Origin of the sequence: Enterobacter sp. AN-K1 (assembly GCF_020971765.1) — a bacterium.
GTDB lineage: Bacteria > Pseudomonadota > Gammaproteobacteria > Enterobacterales > Enterobacteriaceae > Enterobacter > Enterobacter hormaechei_C.
The window spans coordinates 453181-474716 of the sequence record NZ_CP087390.1; the positions used below are offsets into that span (position 1 = coordinate 453181).

Genomic DNA, 21536 nt, shown 5'->3' on the forward strand with positions numbered 1-21536 from the left:
TCACACGATTCCTCTGTAGTTCAGTCGGTAGAACGGCGGACTGTTAATCCGTATGTCACTGGTTCGAGTCCAGTCAGAGGAGCCAAATTTGAAAAGCCTGCTTTTAAAGCAGGCTTTTTGCTTTTCAGCGCATGAGAAATGCAGGACGGCGCCCGTTGCCGTTTTAGTGTTTACCCCCACCTCCTCACCTGTCCCTGTTATATATTCCACTAATAAATAGAATCATTAATATTAATAACACATAACTATCATTCATCAAATATCGATCGGCAAAAACTATTAATTACATTCCGTGTGATATTCATCACAAAACGGGATTGCTCAACGTTTATTATTTACCGCATAGCAAAAGCAAATCGACAGACCAGGAAAAATAATCTCATCAAGAGTTAAAGTTTTTTACTTATATACCCTATGGAGGTAATTGCTTTGCCATGGAAAGACCCATCATCAAATGCATTTTTTAGCTGGCTTTACATAATATTATTTGGCGCGTGGGGAGGACTTGTCAGATATCTCCTTGACGTTAAGTCAGGCCAGTCGGGAAGAAGTTTATTTTCTGCGTTAGCACAAATTATTGTATCAGGATTTACCGGTGTACTTGCTGGGTTGATGTCACAAAGCCTTGGTTCAGTATTTCATACTTCACTTGCAGTCAGCGGTATATCAGGTGCAATGGGTGTTGTTGCTCTTAATTATTACTGGAAGAAAATCTCTGGAGATAGTAATGATAAATCATGAATTTAGTAGAAAGACTGAAAAGAATCTTAAAGGAGTACATAAAGATCTTTCGGAGGTGATGAGAAAAGCATTGAAATTATCGCCTGTTGACTTCGGTATTTCTGAAGGGGTAAGAAACCAAAAACGACAGCTTGAGCTATTAGCATTAGGAAAATCATTAACGTCTAAAAGCAGGCATTTAACGGGGCACGCCGTCGATGTATTCGCGGTCATCAACGGTACCGTTTCATGGGATTTTAAACATTATCAGACAATTGCAACGGCTGTTTTTCAGGCCGCTAAGGAGCTATCTGTTGATGTTGAGTGGGGTGGCAACTGGACGGAAATAAAGGATGGCGTTCATTTTCAGCTATCACGAAAGATGTATCCTGAATAGAACCTAACACATTTGATATGTATATTTCCGCAGAGAATGCAGCACATCGTTATTTTCCGGATGATTAACCATGTTCTTTTTACATAAAGTTTATAATAGGAGAATGAGAATACAAAATCGCTTTTAATTATCACAGCACAAAATTATCCGTCAGGCGTTTATTTACTCGTTATTTATACAGGCGATGCTTAATTGCGTTGACAAAAAAACCATATATCTTATTGAATGAAATAAAAGGAATACCATCATGACAATTACTTATATTAAAACTGAACTTGCACCAGCCGACAACCAGCTCGCTGCATACCTTTATTTTACCTCAGATACCCCGGTAAGTTATTCTTACACTGTTACAAAAAGGACGACCAGTCCAACCAGCGTAGATTTTACCTATACATCGGATCTCATTTATGGTGTTACGCAAACCATTAAAATCCCTGTTATTGGTCTTTATGCGCAATATGCAAACAGTGTGCAGGTCGTATTTAAGGATGACACGGGTACTGAAGTTTTCAATCAGCCATTTATCATCAGTACAGAAGATCAGGAATATGATACATCTGTCATCTTCCACCTCGATATTGAGCAAACCGATCCTGCACTATTTACCTCTGTATGGGGAAACAGTTGGTTAATGGAATCCACTGGCCGAGGTTATGACCAAAATGGTGACCTGCGTTTTAACTTCTTATCGGTTTATCATCTCCAACCGCTGCGGATCCACAATGGCTACCTCTATACCGGCAGCGACGAAGATATGGCGTGGTACGGCCGTCGCTTTTTCAAAATTGATATCATGGGCAATGTCGTCCTTGAATTCGACATGCGTGATGCTGATGGCAATCACTATGCAAATACTCATGATGTAGTCTCGGACTCCGCGGGCGACATTTATATGTTTGGCACCGATAGCCCTAACCGACTAACCAACACGATGGCGCAAGATGCGCTGGTTCTGAAATTTAACGATCAGACAGGGAAAATGATTTGGGCGAAAAACTATACCAGCGAATATAGTGGTTCTCAAATTCTGAATAACAATACGCCTAATGATGTCCATTTTAACTCTCTTACATGGATTGCAAGCAGCCCAAATAACGAAGAAGCCATTATTGTCCATTCTCGCACAACGAGTACAACTTTTGGTATCTCTATCGTTGATGGCAGTATCTTGTGGGCAATCGACACAGGTAATTTCAACCCTCAGTTCCCGGCAAAACAAGCGACTATTCATATTGATAATTCGGGTATTACTCATTTTGAAAATGGTGCCCATACGGTGTGCATTACGAATAATAGTGCTTTTTCTGCCAGTATCGATCCTACCGCAGGAAAATTTGTCTTATCAGTGTTCGATAACCGATCTTGCGTAGATGAAAATGGCAACCCCGTTATTCGTCCGATAAATGACGCAGCGACGTCGGACCCCTATCAAACAGATCCAGCCCGCATTCTGTTCTATGCGGTCGACTTAGCAGCAGGCACCGCTGTTGAGATTCATGCGCCTGTTGAACTCCCAACGACGCCTATCCTCCAATGGACCGACTTTATGGGAGGCGTGTTTGATCATGGTGATTATTTCACTATTTTTACCTGCCATGCGCGCTCATTCTTTATCAGTGACGTAGACGGTAATATGGTTGCCTCTATCTATGATGTGATTTCTTTATCTGATGGCGCTCCTCAATACCCTGGGGAGGCCTACCGTGCAAGATTATTTAATGAAACGGAGCTTACTGACGTCATCACTGCGGCATCTATTTATGCAAATTAATCAAATGATGTAACAATCTGGAACATATGCAATTGATCACTGCATATGTTAATAGGGGGTCATGTCGAGCCATGACCCCTTGATGCTATATACGAAGCGCACAGGTCATGACTTCATCGCCGAAAAGATTGAGCCATTATTCATACCTGAAGGCGCTAATGTAAATTTATCGTTATAGTCTTGCGCCAGGGAAAGTAGTATTTGCGTCACCCGCCCTGCGGATAGTTGCGCGCTGCGACTAAAATGCGTTTGTTTATATAGCCAGTTGATAAAGCACCTGCTGGCCGTTAAAGAGACCATTTTAGCGTTATTGCTATCACCACCGGTTAATGGGCAAACCATCTTACGGTTTCTTCCCTGCTCCCAAAGCTGCCACTGACTTTGCCACCAGCCATGCTGTGACGTTCTCTGAAAATTCCAGGGTATATCACTATCATTATCGTTGATTTCTTCTTCTATAAACCACATTTCACCTTGCCCCAGGCGAAACAAATTTGCCCAGGCGGTAATGACTGCTCCCCGAAGAAAGCATTCGTGTGAAATAACATGCATCTTTACCTCAGGAAAGAGGAGATTCAGTATTCGAAAATGCCCGTGAGCCGCTATCACCGGGCGCACAATCGAACCTCTGGCGTTACATTTCAGAGCCGCGCTTCCATACTGTATTTCATCGAACTGGCTCCGGCGCAGAAACTGTGTCTCTCGCATATCAACGCGTTTTACAATATCAGCGTGATGCAAATCAGGCTCGATATTTCCCTTCCAGTGATAACGTAATGTTTCCCCACTTTGATGCTCAGTAAAATTAGTGGAGAGATGAATAATATTACCGCGGATGGCATCAAAACTGATCAGGACATACAATTTCTGTTCTGCAATTCTCCCCTGGAACGGTACAACCAGTGACACAGTTTCAATACGTTCTGGATACACTATTTTTCTTTGCTTTTGCTGTTTGGGTGTCCAGACTTTTTTGCAGGCGCGGCACTGAACGCGCTGTGTCCCCCGTGGGTTATAACCATAACAAATAGTTTTCTGGCAATAACATTCAGGGCAAAAATAACCGTTTTCTAAGGCATAGGCGCTTAAGCAAGAAAAAAGCCATTCATTAAATTGTTGTTCATTAAACAGAGGGGGATAACTCCCACATGCCCGGCAGTGCAATGCTGGATATCCCAGCCTGTAGTCTGGCCAACTGTAATCTTCAGATGCTGATACTGGCAGCCCTAAATTACGGCAACCAAACGATTTACAGGTATTAATCGTAAACAGAATCAATATTAATCACCAACGATTTGAATGGGTCGGTGATTTTGCCGCATAACTCTTGCATAAGTGTGTGAGCAGGTTCGCATAAAAAATCCTTTCAGAACGTAAAGTAGCGAATCTTTATATGACTGAAAGGAACGACTTATGAAGATAAAGTTAATCGCTGCGGGTATTCTGACGACGTTACCATTTTGGGCCTGCGCTAAGGATGTCACCATCCTTTATACCAATGATCTCCATGCTCATGTAGAACCTTATAAAGTGCCATGGATTGCTGACGGCAAACGGGATATTGGTGGCTGGGCGAATATCACTACTCTGGTAAAAGAGGAAAAATCAAAAAGTAAAGCGACATGGTTTTTTGATGCAGGTGACTATTTCACTGGCCCTTATATTAGTAGCTTAACGAAGGGAAAAGCAATTATTGATATTATGAATACCATGTCGTTTGATGTTGTAACGATAGGTAATCATGAATTTGATCATGGCTGGGATAATACATTATTACAGCTAAGCCAGGCGAAATTCCCTGTCGTACAGGGCAACATATTCTATGAGAACAGCAGCAAATTATTCTGGGATAAACCTTATACCATCGTCGAAAAAGATGGCGTGAAAATTGGCGTCATTGGTTTGCACGGCGTGTTTGCCTTCAATGATACCGTCTCCGCGGCAACGCGCGTAGGCATTGAAGCGCGGGATGAAATTAAGTTGTTACAGCGCTATCTCGATGAACTGAAAGGCAAAGTCGACCTGACCGTATTGCTGGTCCATGAAGGTACACCGGCGCGTCAGTCCAGTATGGGAGGGACCGACGTACGACGTGCACTGGATAAAGATATTCAAACTGCAAGCCAGGTGAAAGGTCTGGATATTCTGATTACGGGACATGCGCATGTCGGTACGCCGGAACCGATTAAAGTTGGCAATACGCTGATCCTCTCGACCGACAGCGGCGGCATTGATGTGGGGAAACTGGTACTGGACTACACGAAGCCGCATCAGTTTACGATGAAAAATTTCGAGCTTAAAACCATTTACGCCGATGAGTGGAAGCCCGATCCGCAAACGAAACAGGTTATAGACGGCTGGAATAAGAAACTGGATAAAGTAGTTCAACAAACGGTGGCGCAGTCGCCGGTTGAGTTGACGCGCGCGTATGGTGAATCAGCCCCGCTGGGTAATCTGGCTGCGGACGCTCTACTGGTGGCTGCGGGTAAAAATACTCAGCTAGCCTTGACCAACTCGGGCGGCATTCGCAATGAGATCCCGTCGGGCGCGATTACGATGGGTGACGTCATCAGTACGTTCCCCTTCCCTAACGAGCTGGCCACAATGGATCTTACGGGTAAACAATTACGCACGTTGATGGAACATGCCGCAAGTTTAAGTAATGGCGTCTTGCAGGTTTCAAAAGGCCTAGAGGTGAAGTATGACAGCAGTAAACCAATCGGTCAGCGGGTCGTCGTATTTACCCTTAATGGCAAGCCGATTGAGGATGCGACAGTCTACCACATTGCCACTCAGAGCTTCCTTGCTGACGGCGGCGATGGTTTTACCACCTTTACCGAGGGTAAAGCGCGTAATACAACAGGCGGTTACTACGTTTCTAATGCCGTGATCGATTACTTCAAAGCGGGCAACACTATTACGGATGAGCAGCTCAACGGCATGCGCGTTGCTGATGTGAAAAAGTAAAGGTTCTTACCATACAGGCTTTTGGCGCCGCATTGGTGATGAATGCATTGAAATAAAATAAACGTTTAAGGGTTCATACCTCTACATGGACCCTTTTCAAGCTATTATTTTTTTCAAGGGAATTGATTATGAAGAAAAATATAAAGCTGAGCCTGATTACGTTATGTTGGTTCGCAACGTTAACCGCCTCAGTTCATGCAAAAGATGTAACAATTTACTATACCAACGATCTACATGCTCATGTCTCTCCTGGGAAACTACCCACCGTTGACAAAGAACGTCTGGTAGGAGGTTTTGCGAATATAGCGACCATCGTCAATGATGCTAAGAAAATAAGTAAAGATGTTTTTTTCTTTGACGCAGGTGATTACTTTACCGGGCCCTATATAAGTACCCTGACCAAAGGCGAAGCCATTATTGATATCATGAACACCATGCCCTTTGATGCTGTGTCAGTGGGAAACCACGAATTTGACTATGGCGTTGATAACATGGTTAAGCAGTTATCAAGAGCACACTTCCCCATTTTGTTAGGTAATGTTTTTTATACCAACAGTGAAAAGCCCGTCTGGAATACCCCCTGGACAGTTGTCGAAAAAGATGGCATCAAAATTGGCGTAATCGGGGTACATCAGAAATTTGCATTTTATGACACGATTGCAGCTAAGGCTTACGCTGGTTCAGAGGCGCGTGATGAAGAGCCTTATATTCAAAAAGGGCTTGATGCCTTAAAAGGTAAAGTGGATATCATCGTGCTGCTTATTCATGAAGGTACGCCAGCGCGCCAGTCAAGCTATGGAAACAAAGACGTAGCCAGAATGCTACAAGCTGATATCGATACCGCGAAGAAATTTAAGGGTATTGATGTATTAATCACAGGCCATGCCCATGTAGGGACGCCAGAACCGATTAAAGTTAATGACACTCTCATTGTTTCAACGGATGCCTATGGTACTGACATTGGTAAATTAGTATTGGATTTTGACCCTCAGACGAAGAAAATTGAGCGTTACAAAGGTGAATTAATCACTGTATTTGCTGATGAATATAAACCTGATCCAAAAGTACAGATTAAAATTGATGAGTGGAATGCCAGGCTGAAAAAAATCACTGGCCAGGTTATTGGTTCGACAACGGCGCACTTTACGCGTTCATATGGGGAGTCATCACCCGTCGGTAATTTGATAATTGATGCCATGATGGCAAAAGTGCCGGATGCCGTCGTTGGATTACAAAACAGCGGAGGGATACGTGCTGATTTCCCACAGGGAAATTTAACCTACGGCGATGTTATTACCACCTTCCCGTTTAATAATGACCTGGTTGAAATGGATCTTACCGGAAAAGATCTCACCGATTTAATGATCCATGCGACTAATCTCACCAATGGTATTTTGCAAGTATCAAAAAGCGTTCATGTTGTCTATGACAGTACAAAACCGCTGGGCAAACGTCTCATTAAATTCACTGTCAATAATCAACCCATAGATCCGACCAGGATATATCGGGTTGCTACACACTCATTTTGTGCGACAGGTGGCGATGGATTTGAAGCATTTTTAAAAGGGAAAAATATTAAAACTATTAACAGCACTACCTCTGCCGATTCAATTATTGATTATGTGAAGGCGCATAGCCCAGTTAAACCCGATCATGAAATGAGGGTGACTGATGTAAGCGCAGCAAAATGAATTAAACAAGAAGTGATTAAATACTGACATGTATTTTAAATACCACTCGCTTTTCAACATACTCCCATTAAAGGAAATACACGCATGAAAAAAATGAAATATCTTTTACCAGGCGCATTGATAATGCTCCCCATGATTGCGTTTGCGGACTCTGGTAATAATGAATATCTATCAGACTGGTGGCATCAAAGCATTAACATAGTCGGCAGCAACTCTACTCGCTTTGGGCCACAAAAAAGGTCGGATCTCTATCCAGAATACCGTGCGTGGGCCCATGTGGATTGGTTTGATTTTTACGGCTATGCGGATTTGCCTAAATTTTTTGGTTTGGGAAATGACAACGATATTGGTATTTGGGACAATGGCTCGCCATTCTTTACAGAAATAGAGCCACGTTTTAGCATCGACAAATTAACGGGACTTGATTTGAGCGTTGGTCCATTTAAAGAATGGTATTTTGCTCACAACTATATTTATGATGCGGGTACTAACGAAGGACAGCGTCAAAGTACCTGGTATATGGGAATTGGGACGGATATTGATACGGGATTACCGATGACTTTATCTGCAAACATCTACGCTAAATACCAGGGGAATAATTATAACGCTGCCAACGAAAACGAATGGGATGGATATCGCTTTAAATTAAAATATGCTATTCCTTTAACTACACTGTTTGGCGGGAAGCTTAATTACGTCGGTTTCACCAATTTTGATTTTGGCTCAGACTTAAAAGACGAATCAGGTGGCGAGCAACCCTTTTACTCCCGTACTAATGATTCAATAGTTTCTACCCATATCCTCAGCTTAGTTTACTCTCACTGGAGCTATGGCGCGACCCTTCGTTATTTCTATCATGGTGGGCAATTTGAAGAAGGCAGTAAAGCATATAATAGCAAAGGGCAGATCACCCGTATAGACTCTACGGGGTGGGCCTACTATTTAACTGCCGGATACACTTTTTAAATATGTCTAAAAGGAATTAGCCATTAAGAAATAAAATAATAATGCCATTCATTTATGGATGGCATTATTTTATTTAACCCGGTACACGTATGACCCAGGAAGACTTAGAGCCACTCTTACCGTTCCCGGCAGACAATGCGCCGCCGGGCAAAAACTAAATCTGATAATCAATCGCCACTTCTTCCGGCTCCATCACCTGGCGTTTGATCTCATCCACGGAGAGCCCCGCATTGCACAGCTCGATAAAACGCCACACATAGTTACGCTGAAGCTGCCCGCGCTTCAGCCCCAGCCAGACGGTGTTCGCATCGAACAGATGACGCGTATCCAGACGCACCAGATTACCGTCCTCATATTCTCCGCCAGACTGCTCGGCCACCAGGCCAATCCCCAGCCCTAACTCGACGTAGGTTTTGATCACGTCGGAATCCTGCGCGCTCAGCACCACGTCCGGCGTGAGCCCTTTACGCTTGAACGCTTCATCTATGCGCGAACGCCCGGTAATGCCCTGCCGGTAGGTGATAAGCGGCCATTTGACGATCTCTTCCAGCGTCAACGGTGAAACCTGGTTCAGCGGGTGTTCGGCGGGTAATAGCAGGCTGTGGTGCCAGCGGAACCACGGGAACGCCACCAGCAGCGGGTCATTGCTCAGCCGTTCACTGGCGATACCGATATCGGCCCCACCGTTATGCAGCAGCACTTCAATTTCCTGCGGCGTGCCCTGGATCAGTTCGAGACGTACGTCCGGGAAGATCTCACGAAATGCTTTGATAACCGTCGGAAGGCTGTAACGCGCCTGTGTATGGGTGGTGGCGATAGTCAGCACACCCGAAGCGTCGTTGGTAAAGAGATCCGCCAGCCGACGAACGTTGCTGGCCTCGTTGAGAATGCGCTCAGCGATGGTCAGCAATGCCTTGCCTGGCTCGGTCATACCCAGCAGGCGCTTGCCGCGACGGATAAAAATCTCAATGCCTAACTCCTCCTCCAGCTCGCGGATATGTCGGCTGACGCCCGACTGAGAGGTGTAAAGCATATTGGCGACTTCGGTCAGGTTGTAATCCCGCCTGGCCGCCTCACGAATAATTTTAAGTTGCTGGAAATTCACAATTCACTCCGGCGCATCTGACATAAGGCTATTGTTAGAGTCAGGCGGGCTGGAGAACAAATAATAAAAACCAGCATCTTATGCTTATTTGGAATATCAGCTGACGAGTTGCAGCTCGCGATTTTCCAGCGACGGCTTACTGACCAGAGACATCAGGATCTCTTTCACCGCCTGCGCCTGCGGTGACAGGGAGCCGCGCGCGGACATATTCAACGACAGCGGTAAGCTCATGGATGGCGTGGTGATGCGGGCCATCCAGCCGTTCGCCGCGCTGCACAGTGAACATGCGGCAGACTCGGGCAGAACCGTTACCCCCATGCCGCTGGCAATGGCGGCAGTCAGCGTGGAGATGGAATCAATCTCGCCGATAATTTTGGCCGTCAGACGGCGCAGCGAGAACGCTTCGTCAACGCGCACGCGCACGGCACTGTAGTCGCGCGGCAGGAACAGGTTCATCTCTGCCACAGCGGTTAAATCAATGCTCTGGCCGGGGCAATCACGGGTACCGACCAGGTAAAGATCTTCCTTCAGCAGCGGCTGGCTGGTGATCCCGGCAACCGGGGAGCGATCGTACAGCACCGCCATATCCAGCTGACCGTTGAGCAGTTTGTCATTGAGCACGGAACCACTGTTCTCATGCAGATAAACCAGCACTTCCGGTAGCTCCGCGCGCACCGCCTGAAGCAGCGGCATGGTGACAGACGATGCGGCCGTTCCCGGCGCCAGGCCAATGGAGACATGGCCGCTCAGGGTCTGACCCACATTGTGCACGGCAAGCTGCGCCTGTTCACACTGACGCAGAATCGTGCGGGCATGGGTATATAAAATTTTTCCCGCTTCGGTAGGCGTTACGCCGCGCTTTGTGCGGATCAACAGTTGCTGGTCCATTTCGCCTTCCAGAGTCGCGACCTGCTGGCTCAGCGCAGGCTGCGCGATATGCAGCACTTCAGCCGCCTGGGTCAGGCTGCCGATATCGACGATTTTTACGAAGTATTTCAGTCGTCTTAAGTTCATGTTGCCCCCTGTTCGAAAATAGCGTGCCGGTAACGGCTGTGTTGTTAAACAGGTTTTGCAATATGGATGCCAGTTTTTTGCAGCGGGTGTATGTCGCTGCTAAGCGGCTGAAAATAAGGAAAGCCAATCACTGGTGCCTGTTTTGAGACGGGGACAACGGTTTCCGATCTGCCCCATTCGGGGTATATCTGCACAATAATGGTGCATTCCGTTGGCAAAAACGTCACTTTGCTGGTTTTGTCAGCAAACAGTTCAAAGTCGGCGATCCATCCTTTGACAAGGCGTACGCAGGTCGATAATATGCGCCCCGTTCACACGATTCCTCTGTAGTTCAGTCGGTAGAACGGCGGACTGTTAATCCGTATGTCACTGGTTCGAGTCCAGTCAGAGGAGCCAAATTTGAAAAGCCTGCTTTTAAAGCAGGCTTTTTGCTTTTCTGCGTTCGGTCAGTTTGTCGGGTGGCGCTGCGCTTACCCGACCTACATTCTGCGTTCGGTAAAATTGTCGGGTGGCGGCTTCGCCTTACCCGACCTACGGTCCTGTAGGCCCGGTAAGCGCAGCGCCACCGGGCATAGCAAGCTTCACCGGCATCCCCGACCGCCGTTCCAGCTCAGCGCCCGCCCCTTCACTAATTAGCTGCGTCCTTTGTGCGGCTGAAATGGGCAGCGGCACCTTATTTGTCGATTCAAATTCCGCGCGATTGCGTGACAGCGGCTCGTGAACCTCTACCCAACGGCTACCGTCCGGCTCGGTGGTCACCTTTAAGGGCTGATCGATAAGCTGTACCCGCGTCCCCACCGAAACGTTATCGAACAGGTATTTGATATCGTTATTACGCAGGCGAATGCAGCCCTGGCTGACGCGCAGACCAATGCCGAAATTTGAGTTGGTACCGTGGATCGCGTACAGCCTGCCGATATAGAGGGCATACAGCCCCATCGGATTATCCGGCCCGGCGGGAACGAACGCAGGCAACGTTTTCCCCTCTTTCGCGTAAGCGCGTCGCGTATTTGGCGTGGGTGACCAGGTTGGGCCTTCCTGTTTGCGCTCAACGGCGGTTACCCAGTTACGCGGCGTTTCGCGCCCGGCCTGGCCGATGCCAATAGGCAGCACCTCAACCGTGTTGCTGCCGGGTGGATAATAGTAAAGTCGCATTTCCGCGACGTTCACCACAATCCCCTCGCGCACCGTTGGCGGCAGAATAAGCTGCTGCGGCACCACCAGCTGTGTTCCGGCTCGCGGTAAAAACGGATCTACCCCCGGGTTGGCTTCCAGCATATTGCTCAACCCCTGCCCGTGCTGCGCTGCAAACGCTTCGAGCGGCAGGGTATTGCCCTCAGGCACGGTGATGGTGACTGGCGCCCCCACCAGGCGGCTGCCCTCGGGAGGGAGGAGGTAGGTTACAGCAGATGCAGCGGGAACCAGAATACCAAGCGTAAAAACGAACGAGGCAAATCGAATCATAGTGTTCTGTACTCAGTCAAAGAGAAAGCCTGCCGGTGGGCAGGCTTAGCCTGCTCATTCAGTCATCTTTTCGTCGTGCGCCATCTCCGGGTAAGGACTTTTTCTGCTTCAACAATCATGAACATCGCAAACCCAATCAGGAAGGTGATGATCCAGTAGCGGAACGGTAGCGCTTCGGTACCGAACAGCATTTGCATGAACGGCGCATAGATGATCAGAAGCTGAAGGGCGAGAAGTACGCCGCTCACGATCCATATTCCCTTGTTAGCCAGCAGACCTTTACCCAGGGAGAAGCCGTCGGTGACGCGGCAGTTGAGCATGTAAAACCACTGGGCGGTGACCAGCGTTTGCAGCAACACGGTGCGAATGAACTCCGGTGAGTAGCCGCGTGGTTGCAGCCAGGCCTCCAGCACAAAGGCGCTGATGGCAATCATCAGGCCGACAAACACCACTCGCCAGATGGCATAACCGTCCATCACATGCAGGTTTGACTTACGCGGCGGCCGGTTCATGATGTCCTTCTCACCCGCTTCAAACGCCAGGCCAAACGACAGCGTTGCCGAGGTTGCCATGTTCATCCACAGGATCAGTACCGGCGTTAGTGGGATCAGGTTCCCCGCCAGCAGGGCAATAATGATCAGTAAGGCCTGGGCGATGTTGCTCGGGATAACGAACAAAATGGTCTTTTTCAGGTTGTCGTAGACCCGACGCCCTTCATGGACCGCCCGGGCAATGGTGGCAAAGTTATCATCCGTTAACACCATATCGGCGGCTTCTTTGGTGACTTCAGTACCTTTGATCCCCATCGCGATGCCGACATCCGCCCGCTTCAGCGCCGGCGCATCGTTCACCCCGTCCCCGGTCATTCCGACCACTTCCTGCTTACTTTGCAGCGCCTGCACCAGGCGGAATTTATCTTCCGGGCTGGTGCGGGCAAAGATATCGTATTTTTGCGCCGCCTCGCTCAGCTGGTGGTCGTCCATCGCCTCCAGCTCGCGCCCGGTAATGGCGCTCGCCGCGTTGCCAATACCCAGCATCTGTCCAATGCTCATCGCCGTTTGTGGATGATCCCCGGTAATCATTTTCACGCGAATGCCCGCCTGCAAGCAGTCGGCAATGGCCGAAATAGCTTCCGGGCGCGGGGGATCCATCATGCCCGCAATGCCGAGCAGTATGACCCCTTCTTGCAGATCCGCATGCGTCAGCTCGCGCTGCCCGCTGGCAGCCGGTTTCCAGGCCGCAGCCACCATGCGCAATCCCTCGCGCGCATACTCTTCAATCTTCTCTTCCCAATAGTGCAGGTTGAACGGCTCCAGCCCGTTTTGGGTCTGCTGGTGCTGGCAAAGACGGAAAAGGACGTCCGGCGCACCGGTGATTAACATCACCTCTTCGTCGCCCAGGCGATAGAGGGTGGACATGTATTTATATTGCGAATCAAATGGGATTTTACTGCGCAACTCGGCGTCAATTGCCGGAAGCGGGATTTTGGCCGCCAGCACCTTCAGCGCGCCTTCGGTTGGACCGCCGGTGATTTTCCACAGCCCCTGCTCATCTTTGATCAGCTGGCTGTCATTACAGAGATCGACTGTGCGCAGATATCGCTCCAGCACAGATCCCGGGGTCACGGTGACCGGTGTCGGATCGTCAACGGGGTGAATAGTACCCACCGGCTCGTAGCTGTCTCCCTCCACGCGGTAGGTGGTGTCCGCGGTAATCACCGCTTTTACCGTCATCTCATTCATGGTCAGGGTGCCGGTTTTATCCGAGCAGATAACCGTCATCGCCCCCAGCGTTTCCACGGTAGGCAGCTTGCGAATAATCGCCTTGCGACGCGCCATCGCCTGCACGCCCAGCGAGAGGATGATCGAGATAATGGCCGGTAATCCTTCCGGCACCGCCGCTACCGCAAGGCTAATCAACGACAGCACCAGCTCTGATACGGGCATATCACGGAAGATAAGACTGAAAACGAACAGCGCCAGCATCATTACCAGAATGGTGATAAAAATGGTCTTGCCGAGCTTGTCCATTTGCACCATCAACGGGGTACGGTGTTTTTCAATGTCTGACATCATCTGGTTGATATGGCCGAGTTCGGTCTCCCCACCGGTCGCCACCACCAGCCCTTTTCCCGCGCCGGAGCTGATGGTGGTGCCAGAATAAAGCAGGTTGTAACGGTCGCCTAACGGCAACTCCCCGTGGAGCGCATCGCTGCTTTTCTCCACTACCGTGGATTCGCCGGTGAGAATAGCTTCTTCCACCCGCAGATTGTGCGCCTCTGTCACGCGAAGATCGGCAGGAATGCGATCCCCGGCGCGTATCACGACGATATCTCCGGGCACCAGCGCTGTCGTCGGGATAGTTTCATGGTTGCCCTGCCGGATGACCACAGCCTCGCTGGAGAGCATATTGCGAATACTTTGCAGCGATTTCTCCGCATTGCTCTCCTGAATATGGCCAATCAGGGCGTTAATGATGGCTACCCCAAGAATGACAAACATATCCACCCAGTGTCCCATTATCAGCTTCAGCAGCGCCGCCGCCAGAAGGACGTAAATAAGGACATCGTTGAAATGGGCCAGAAAGCGCAGCCAGCCAGGTTTACCCGGTTTTTGCGGTAAGGCATTTTCACCGTATTTTTCCAGCCTGGCGGTGGCTTCTGTACTGCTAAGTCCGTCGAGGCTGGATTGGATATTTGTCAGGGTTTCATCAACGGTTTGTTGATAATACGGACGGTGAGGCTTTTCTGTTATCATCGTTCCTTCCTCGGGTTCTTTTCAGAAATCACCTTGCTTTCATGACATTAACGAATAACGAAAACAGGAACATGCGCGTAACGAACGATACTCGCCGCCTCTGATCCTAATAAATGAGTTTGAATATTTGGATTACGCGATCCCACAATAATCGCACCGACGTTAAGCTCATCCGCCAGTTTGATTACCTCATCACGTATATTCCCGCTGCGAACATGTAGATGGACATTTGCTTCCGGCAGGTTGATTTTTTTTACCAGCTCAGCCAGTTTTTCTTTAGCATTATTAATCATATATTCATCCATCTTTCTCGCGTCTGCAATAAAACCGCGGGTCAGTTCCGCCGAGAACTTTGGCATAACGTACAGCAGATGGACATTACCCGATGCGCTTTGCGCCAGGAATTGGGCATGCTGTAGTGCTTTATCAGACAACGCTGTTTCGTATACATCCACCGGCACCAGAATCGTTTTATACATATCAAGCATCCTTTTTTATAACCAACACAACAGTGAGTGAATCAGAAGAGATCGCATCAAACCCATGGGTACAGGCGTGAATGCCTTTTACGGAAAAAAAGGAATGGATGCTATTAAACGTAGCACAGGAATATCAGGATGTTATTCAAAGGAGATACACCATCGTAACGCTTGTTTCGCCTGAGTATGTCACGCCACTAATAATGGTTATTTAACATTTATTTATTCACCGACTATGCTCATAGTCAGGCATGCAACACGTTTATTCTCTTTATCCCGCGCCACCTTCAACCTCATGGAGGAATGCATGTACGGTTTAAGCCTGATTCGCCTTGGTTTGTTTATTGCGCTCGCCATTATCGCCAGCACAGCAATCGGTTTATTTACCTATGTGGTCGTCTCGGCCCTGGCAGAATAGCGCCACCCCAGCATTGATGACGAAATAAATAAAACAATTATTATCAGGGGAATACTGTGAAGCGCTACCTCTCTCTTCTGCCTGCTGTTTTATTGCTGCTGACGGCGTGCGATCCGAAACCCGACCGCGCCGCGCCCCTGCCGAAAATGGTAAAAGTCGCAGAGGTGGTCAAGGCCGGCAACGCGCAGCAGCGCGTGTTTCCCGCCCGTATTGAATCCGGCGACGCCACGGATCTCGCGTTCAAACGAGCCGGGCAGATTGAGACCCTGGACATTCGCCAGGGTGCCGTTGTCAAACAGGGGCAACGGCTCGCCAGCCTCAACGCCCGTGAAGCCCGGCAGCGCCTGAACGACAGGCAAACGGCGGCGACCCTGGCTCAGCGGCAATTCGACCGCTTCCAGACCCTGGCGGGACGCCAGGCCGTGTCGAAAGCCGAGATGGATGTCCAGCGCGCCAACCGCGATTCAGCAAACGCCGCGCTACAGATTGCGCGCGAAGAATTAAGCCAGATGACGCTCGTCGCCCCCTTTAGCGGGACAGCGGCCAGCGTCCATGTGCGAAATCATCAGGTCGTCTCCGCCGGCCAGCCCGTCGTCACTTTGACCCGTACCGATCTGCTGGACGTGGTGTTCAGCCTTCCAGAGAACCTGTTTAACACCTTCGATATTCGCAATGCGCAGTACAAACCGGTAGTGAGGATCAACGCCCTGCCCGGTCGCGAGTTTACCGCTGTGTACAAAGAGCACTCAGGCAGTAGCGACAGCAACACATTGACCTGGCAGGTGATTTTAACCATGCCCCGCCCGGATGATTTTCCCGTCGTGGGCGGCGTCAGCGGAACGGTCACCATCAATTTAACCAACCTTCCGGCTGGTGTGGGCAGTGAGGCGCTGGTAGTGCCGGTTGAAGCGGTCTTTAACCCGGATAACCGCCCGCGCAATGAGCCACATGTCTGGGTGGTGACGGGCGAAGGCGATACGTTGCACCTTGAAGATCGTAAGGTCAGCGTGGGGCAAGTCAGCGCTGAGGGGGTCGTCATCGTCGGTGGGCTTAAGGCCGGTGAACGCGTGGTGGCCGCAGGCGTTGGGGAGCTACATCCCAACCAGCCGGTACGTATCTGGACGCGTGAACGGGGACTGTAATGGATATCTCTCGTCAGTTTATCAGCAACCCGGTTCGCGTCTGGCTGACTATTTTGCTGCTGGGCGTAGGCGGTATTATTGCCCTGTTGAACATTGGCAGACTGGAAGATCCGGCGTTTACCATCAAAACGGCGGTGGTGATCACCCATTATCCGGGCGCGTCGGCGCAGCAGGTTGAGGAAGAGGTCACCCTGCCGCTGGAAAATGCGCTTCAGCAGTTACCTTATCTGGATAACGTCAGCTCCATCTCCTCCAGCGGCCTGTCGCAGATCACGGTCAATATAGCCTCGCGCTACCACTCAAATGCACTGCCGCAAATCTGGGATGAACTGCGTCGCCGGGTGGGAGATGCCGCCAGACAGTTTCCACCCGGCGTAGTGACCCCGTTTGTGAATGACGATTTTGGCGATGTGTTCGGCTTTTTCTTTGCCATTTCCGGAGATGAATTCAGCAATCCGGAACTGGTCCGGTATGCCGAGCAGCTGCGCCGGGAGTTGGTCCTCGTGCCAGGCGTGGGCAAAGTGGCCATCGGCGGAGCCCTCACTCAGCAGATTAACGTGGACATTTCTCTGAGCAAAATGGCCGCGCGCGGGATAACGCTGAACCAGCTTTCTGCCCAGCTCAGCAGGCTGAACGTGGTCTCCAGCGCGGGAGAGATCCCCTCCGGTACCGAGTCAATTCGTCTGCATCCTACCGGTGAATTCGAAAGTATTGACGAGCTGGCCGATCTCATCGTGACCCCGCCCGGCGTTGGGGCGGCTACCCGCTTACGGGATATTGCCACCCTGTCACGCGGGCTGGATGCGTCCCCTGCCAGCATCTACCATGCCAACGGCAGAAAAGCCGTCACCATGGGCGTCTCCTTTATCCCCGGCGTTAACGTGATCGACGTGGGACATGCCCTGGAGGCGAAGCTAGAGCAGATGTCAGCCGAGAAACCGGCAGGTATCCATATCGACCTGTTTTACGATCAGGCGGCGGAGGTCGGGCATTCCGTTAACGGATTTATCATTAACTTCCTGATGGCGCTGGCGATTGTCATCGGCGTGTTGTTGATCTTTATGGGCTTACGCAGCGGGATCATTATTGCCTTTTCCCTCGCCCTCAACGTGCTGGGCACGCTGCTGATCATGTATCTCTGGGGTATTGAACTACAGCGCATTTCACTGGGCGCGCTGATTATCGCCCTCAGCATGCTGGTCGACAATGCCATTGTTATTGTCGAAGGGGTACTGGTAGCCCGGCAGCAGGGCTCGTCCCTGATGAACGCCATTAGCGACATTATTCGCCGTTCTGCGCTGCCGCTGCTGGGTGCAACGGTCATCGCCATCCTGGCCTTTGCGCCCGTCGGGCTGTCACAGGATTCCACCGGCGAATACTGTAAGTCGCTGTTTCAGGTCCTGCTGATTTCGCTCATGCTGAGCTGGTTCTCAGCCCTCACCATTACGCCAGTGCTGATTAAGTGGTGGCTGTTTAAACGAGATGCTGCACCGCCAAAGGCCGACGAAACGGATCCCTATGACAAACGCATCTATGGGATCTATCAGGGTGTGCTCAACGCGCTGTTACGGCGTAAAGCGCCAACGCTGGTAGTGATGGCCGCACTGCTGGCCGCCGCCATCTGGGGCTTTGGCTCGGTGCGGCAGAACTTCTTCCCCTCCTCCAGTACGCCAATTTTCTTTGTCGACCTCTGGCTCCCTTACGGTACCGACATTAACTGGACCGAGAAGATGACCGGTGATATCGAGAAAACCATTAACGGCCAGCCAGGCGTGGAAACTACGGTCTCGACGATTGGTCAGGGAAGTATGCGATTTATTTTGACCTACAGCGGACAGCGGCAGTACAGCAACTATGCGCAAATTATGGTGAGAATGGACGACCAGCGTAACATCCCCGCCCTGACCCGCCACGTGGATGAGTACATCGCACGGAACTATCCGCAGGTTAACGCCAGCACGAAGCGGGTGATGTTTGGCCCCTCCGGCGACAGCGCCATTGAAATACGTATTAAAGGCCCCGATCCTGACAGGCTGCGTCTGATCGCCAGCCAGGTAGACAACATCCTTACGCGCGATCCGGCGACGGACAGCGTCAGGAACGACTGGCAAAACCGCAGCAAAGTGATCCGCCCGCAGTACGTCACCGCGCTGGGACGTGAGCTTGGCGTGGATAAGCAGGACGTCGATAACGCACTGGAGATGAATTTCTCCGGCAGTCGGGCGGGACTGTACAGAGAAGGCAGCGACCTGTTGCCCGTGGTGGTGCGCCCGCCGGAAGGCGAGCGGCTGGACGCCAATCACCTGAATAACGTTCTGGTCTGGAGCCAGACCCGGCAGCAGTATATTCCGCTGAGCAACGTCATCAGCGGCTTCGCGCTGGAGTGGGAAGATCCGCTGATCCTGCGCCGTGACCGCTCCCGCGTGCTGACCGTGCAGACCGACCCTGACCCGCTAAGCCAGCAAACCTCCGGCGATATTCTCGCCCGCGTGAAGCCGCAAATAGATGCCCTTCCCCTGCCCCACGGCTACAGCATTGAGTGGGGCGGTGACGCGGAGAACTCCAGCGAAGCGCAGCAGGGGCTATTTACCACGCTGCCGCTCGGCTATCTGGTGATGTTTGTGATCACGGTGCTGATGTTCAGTTCGGTGAAAAACGCCGTCGCCATCTGGCTGACCGTGCCGCTGGCGCTGATCGGCGTGACGCCGGGGTTTTTAATTACCGGCATCCCTTTTGGCTTTATGGCGTTGATTGGCCTGCTGAGCCTGAGCGGGATGCTGATCCGCAACGGCATTGTGCTGGTGGAAGAGATAGAACAGCAGAAAGTGCAGCAGGATCAGCACAGTGCGATCGTTTACGCCGCCACGTCGCGCCTGCGTCCCATCCTCCTCACCGCCTTTACGACCGTACTCGGCCTCGCCCCTCTGCTGCTGGATGTGTTCTTCCAGAGCATGGCCGTTGTGATTATGTTTGGGCTTGGGTTTGCTACAATCCTGACGCTGCTGGTACTCCCCGTAATTTACGCGTGTTTCCATCGTAAGGACAAAACTGAACAACAATGAATGCGACAGGGCTGAATATCATCAAGACGCTGGGGTGTATGACGGCGGTTACCTTTTTCACCATCTACAACACCTGGGATCATTACGATTATGACTATCACTGGATCCTCGGTTTTTTAACCTTCATTTCGACCATCGCCACGCCGTTATTTTTTGTGGTTGCAGGGTATCTGGACGGGCAATCCCGACACGGCACGCGCTGGCAGCTGGATAAGATCAAAAGCCTGGTGATCGTCTTTCTGTTCTGGGTAACGATTTACTACCTGTGGGAGCCCTATCAGCGCGGATATCTGATCCAGCCCTGGTTCGTGTTCGCGTTTATCGTGATTTACACGTTTCACCCGGTGGTGGAGTGGCTCAGCCAGCGACGAACGCTCTTTTGCGGGGTAATTGCCGCCCTGCTGCTTTTCTCATACGGGTACGATTTACTGTCAGCCCTCTATCCTGATGCCCATGTCCTTTCATTGTCGCCGCAGTATCGCCTGTGGACGTGGCTGCTGTTTTATCTGACGGGGCAGCTCTTTTGCGATCCGCAGATCGCGGCGTGGATCGGCCGCAAAAATGTGGTCAGGGCAGCGGTCATCGCCATACCGTTTATTTATCTCTTCACGTGGTTTTACGAACGGCACTTCTTTTTTGCGCTATTTAAAGCAGACAGAAACGCCTTTATTCTCACCGGATCGCAAATCTACATTCTGATTATTGCCCTGGTGATTGCGGCCAACGGCGTGCGTTTTCGCCGCAATGCGGAGTTTAAAGAGTCCGTGCTGGCCGCCATTAGCAAAACCATGACCGGGGTCTATATTATGCACTACTCGGTGTTTCACCTGCTGACCGCGCTCATTCCGGTGACGTCCCTGAGCACCAAACTTGCTCTGATTGTGCTTACGTTTGTTACGTCGGTCCTGTTTTCGCTGCTGATCCTGTCCAACGCAGTGGCCAAAAAAGTGATCACCCTCTAAAAGCCCAGGCGCAGCCAGGCAAACAGCACGTTGCCGTTGTTGTAGGTCCCGGGAATATAGGTGAACTGGACGGTGACGCGCTTATATCCGGCAGAGAAAAGCGGGAAGATAAACGGCAGCGGGACATAGTTGGCAAAGTCGTCGCGTGCCGTGATCCCCGCAGCGGCCCCCAGCCCCAGACGGAAATCTTTTGCGTTATCCAGATACCAGCCTTTCTCCCAGCCGTAGCCCATCGCAGGCTGCCATTCGTTATGTGAATCTTTGAACATCATGGCAAAGAGCGCGCTCCAGTTGCCCTCGTCGTTGTAGCGGGACACGCCCAGCCCCCCGCCCCACGGCATTTCGTTGTAGTTGTCGGTTTTCTCTTTGTCATACATGAATCGAGCATGCCAGCTCAGAAACGGAAGGTAGAGATCGTGACGATCCGGCTGTTCCCAGGTTTGCGCAATATCGTCCGTTACTGCATCCCACCAGCGGTGAATACGCTGTTCGCCATAGACTTTCGGCTCCGCATGCAGCGGAGATACGACTAAAAACAGGACTACCCACAGTGCAGGAAAGAGGCGTTGCATCGTTATACCCTCAGCTTACGTCACGCAGCGATCGTTATTACTGTAAA

16 protein-coding genes and 2 tRNA genes are annotated in these 21536 nt (G+C 50.5%); 11 read left to right on the forward strand and 7 right to left on the reverse strand.

All coding sequences use genetic code 11. The annotated features are described in order from the left end of the window. Window positions 1-9: 9 nt before the first annotated feature. The 4 genes from LOC22_RS02275 to LOC22_RS02290 all read left to right on the forward strand — a co-directional run bounded on the left by LOC22_RS02275 (window position 10) and on the right by LOC22_RS02290 (window position 2891). Window positions 10-85, forward strand: a tRNA-Asn gene (locus LOC22_RS02275). 329 nt (window positions 86-414) lie between these two features. Continuing rightward, window positions 415-741: a phage holin family protein gene (locus LOC22_RS02280; RefSeq protein ID WP_017693121.1), complete on the forward strand. Its 327-nt coding sequence runs from the start codon at window positions 415-417 to the stop codon at window positions 739-741. Further along, entirely contained in the window at window positions 728-1117 is a 390-nt protein-coding gene (locus LOC22_RS02285; protein WP_017693120.1) for a M15 family metallopeptidase, read from the forward strand. The genes LOC22_RS02280 and LOC22_RS02285 overlap by 14 nt, the downstream gene beginning before the upstream one ends. 247 nt (window positions 1118-1364) lie before the next feature. After that, complete coding sequence (locus LOC22_RS02290; RefSeq protein WP_230239319.1) at window positions 1365-2891, forward strand: aryl-sulfate sulfotransferase; 1527 nt, start codon at window positions 1365-1367, stop codon at window positions 2889-2891. 105 nt (window positions 2892-2996) lie between these two features. On the opposite strand, the gene LOC22_RS02295 is transcribed toward LOC22_RS02290, so the two are convergent. After that, window positions 2997-4172: a cytoplasmic protein gene (locus tag LOC22_RS02295; RefSeq protein WP_139153124.1), complete on the reverse strand. Its 1176-nt coding sequence runs from the start codon at window positions 4170-4172 to the stop codon at window positions 2997-2999. Window positions 4173-4304: 132 nt separating this feature from the next. Here LOC22_RS02295 and LOC22_RS02300 point away from each other — a divergent pair, with 132 nt between their 5' ends. From LOC22_RS02300 to LOC22_RS02310, 3 genes are all read left to right on the forward strand, one after another. Further along, a complete protein-coding gene (locus LOC22_RS02300; protein WP_230239320.1) occupies window positions 4305-5858 on the forward strand; it encodes a bifunctional metallophosphatase/5'-nucleotidase in 1554 nt (517 codons plus the stop codon). 128 nt (window positions 5859-5986) lie between these two features. Next, on the forward strand, window positions 5987-7549 hold the full coding sequence (locus LOC22_RS02305; RefSeq protein WP_230239321.1) for a bifunctional metallophosphatase/5'-nucleotidase: 1563 nt from the start codon (window positions 5987-5989) through the stop codon (window positions 7547-7549). 84 nt (window positions 7550-7633) lie between these two features. Beyond that, window positions 7634-8515, forward strand: a complete 882-nt coding sequence (locus LOC22_RS02310; RefSeq protein ID WP_039270462.1) for a nucleoside-specific channel-forming protein Tsx — start codon at window positions 7634-7636, stop codon at window positions 8513-8515. A 154-nt stretch (window positions 8516-8669) separates the two neighbouring features. On the opposite strand, the gene cbl is transcribed toward LOC22_RS02310, so the two are convergent. Together cbl and nac are read right to left on the reverse strand one after the other, a co-directional pair. Further along, window positions 8670-9620: an HTH-type transcriptional regulator Cbl gene (gene cbl, locus LOC22_RS02315; RefSeq protein WP_045142649.1), complete on the reverse strand. Its 951-nt coding sequence runs from the start codon at window positions 9618-9620 to the stop codon at window positions 8670-8672. A gap of 96 nt (window positions 9621-9716) precedes the next feature. Continuing rightward, window positions 9717-10634 carry a nitrogen assimilation transcriptional regulator NAC gene (gene nac, locus LOC22_RS02320; protein ID WP_045328761.1) on the reverse strand — a complete coding sequence of 306 codons (918 nt, stop codon included), beginning with the start codon at window positions 10632-10634 and terminating at the stop codon, window positions 9717-9719. A gap of 320 nt (window positions 10635-10954) precedes the next feature. On the opposite strand from nac, the gene LOC22_RS02325 reads away from it, so the two are divergent. Next, a tRNA-Asn gene (locus LOC22_RS02325) sits at window positions 10955-11030 on the forward strand. Between the two features lie 135 nt (window positions 11031-11165). On the opposite strand, the gene ldtA is transcribed toward LOC22_RS02325, so the two are convergent. The 3 genes from ldtA to LOC22_RS02340 all read right to left on the reverse strand — a co-directional run bounded on the left by ldtA (window position 11166) and on the right by LOC22_RS02340 (window position 15333). Beyond that, complete coding sequence (gene ldtA, locus LOC22_RS02330; RefSeq protein ID WP_045328763.1) at window positions 11166-12098, reverse strand: L,D-transpeptidase; 933 nt, start codon at window positions 12096-12098, stop codon at window positions 11166-11168. 62 nt (window positions 12099-12160) lie between these two features. Further along, entirely contained in the window at window positions 12161-14854 is a 2694-nt protein-coding gene (locus LOC22_RS02335; RefSeq protein ID WP_230239322.1) for a cation-transporting P-type ATPase, read from the reverse strand. 47 nt (window positions 14855-14901) lie between these two features. Further along, window positions 14902-15333, reverse strand: a complete 432-nt coding sequence (locus LOC22_RS02340) for a universal stress protein (RefSeq protein WP_230239323.1) — start codon at window positions 15331-15333, stop codon at window positions 14902-14904. Window positions 15334-15807: 474 nt separating this feature from the next. Here LOC22_RS02340 and LOC22_RS02345 point away from each other — a divergent pair, with 474 nt between their 5' ends. The 3 genes from LOC22_RS02345 to LOC22_RS02355 are packed head-to-tail and all read left to right on the forward strand — an operon-like array spanning window position 15808 to window position 20917. Beyond that, window positions 15808-16893, forward strand: coding sequence for an efflux RND transporter periplasmic adaptor subunit (locus LOC22_RS02345; RefSeq protein WP_032104796.1), 1086 nt, complete (start codon window positions 15808-15810; stop codon window positions 16891-16893). Continuing rightward, window positions 16893-19955 (forward strand): efflux RND transporter permease subunit, encoded by a 3063-nt coding sequence (locus tag LOC22_RS02350; protein ID WP_230239324.1) that lies wholly within the window; start codon window positions 16893-16895, stop codon window positions 19953-19955. Before LOC22_RS02345 ends, LOC22_RS02350 begins: the two co-directional genes overlap by 1 nt. A 38-nt stretch (window positions 19956-19993) precedes the next feature. Then, entirely contained in the window at window positions 19994-20917 is a 924-nt protein-coding gene (locus LOC22_RS02355; protein ID WP_026080612.1) for an acyltransferase, read from the forward strand. Here LOC22_RS02355 and pagP read toward each other — a convergent pair. After that, window positions 20914-21489: a lipid IV(A) palmitoyltransferase PagP gene (gene pagP, locus LOC22_RS02360; protein ID WP_165464579.1), complete on the reverse strand. Its 576-nt coding sequence runs from the start codon at window positions 21487-21489 to the stop codon at window positions 20914-20916. The genes LOC22_RS02355 and pagP overlap by 4 nt on opposite strands. Window positions 21490-21536: the final 47 nt, after the last annotated feature.

Excerpts from the sequence above, each read along its gene's own strand:
- LOC22_RS02340 (WP_230239323.1), bottom strand. The coding sequence starts at position 15,333 with ATGTATAAAACGATTCTGGTGCCGGTGGATGTATACGAAACAGCGTTG.
- LOC22_RS02290 (WP_230239319.1), top strand. The coding sequence starts at position 1,365 with ATGACAATTACTTATATTAAAACTGAACTTGCACCAGCCGACAACCAG.
- nac (WP_045328761.1), bottom strand. The coding sequence starts at position 10,634 with ATGAACTTAAGACGACTGAAATACTTCGTAAAAATCGTCGATATCGGC.
- LOC22_RS02355 (WP_026080612.1), top strand. The coding sequence starts at position 19,994 with ATGACGGCGGTTACCTTTTTCACCATCTACAACACCTGGGATCATTAC.
- LOC22_RS02350 (WP_230239324.1), top strand. The coding sequence starts at position 16,893 with ATGGATATCTCTCGTCAGTTTATCAGCAACCCGGTTCGCGTCTGGCTG.
- LOC22_RS02335 (WP_230239322.1), bottom strand. The coding sequence starts at position 14,854 with ATGATAACAGAAAAGCCTCACCGTCCGTATTATCAACAAACCGTTGAT.
- ldtA (WP_045328763.1), bottom strand. The coding sequence starts at position 12,098 with ATGATTCGATTTGCCTCGTTCGTTTTTACGCTTGGTATTCTGGTTCCC.
- LOC22_RS02300 (WP_230239320.1), top strand. The coding sequence starts at position 4,305 with ATGAAGATAAAGTTAATCGCTGCGGGTATTCTGACGACGTTACCATTT.
- LOC22_RS02310 (WP_039270462.1), top strand. The coding sequence starts at position 7,634 with ATGAAAAAAATGAAATATCTTTTACCAGGCGCATTGATAATGCTCCCC.
- pagP (WP_165464579.1), bottom strand. The coding sequence starts at position 21,489 with ATGCAACGCCTCTTTCCTGCACTGTGGGTAGTCCTGTTTTTAGTCGTA.
- LOC22_RS02280 (WP_017693121.1), top strand. The coding sequence starts at position 415 with ATGGAGGTAATTGCTTTGCCATGGAAAGACCCATCATCAAATGCATTT.
- LOC22_RS02285 (WP_017693120.1), top strand. The coding sequence starts at position 728 with ATGATAAATCATGAATTTAGTAGAAAGACTGAAAAGAATCTTAAAGGA.
- LOC22_RS02305 (WP_230239321.1), top strand. The coding sequence starts at position 5,987 with ATGAAGAAAAATATAAAGCTGAGCCTGATTACGTTATGTTGGTTCGCA.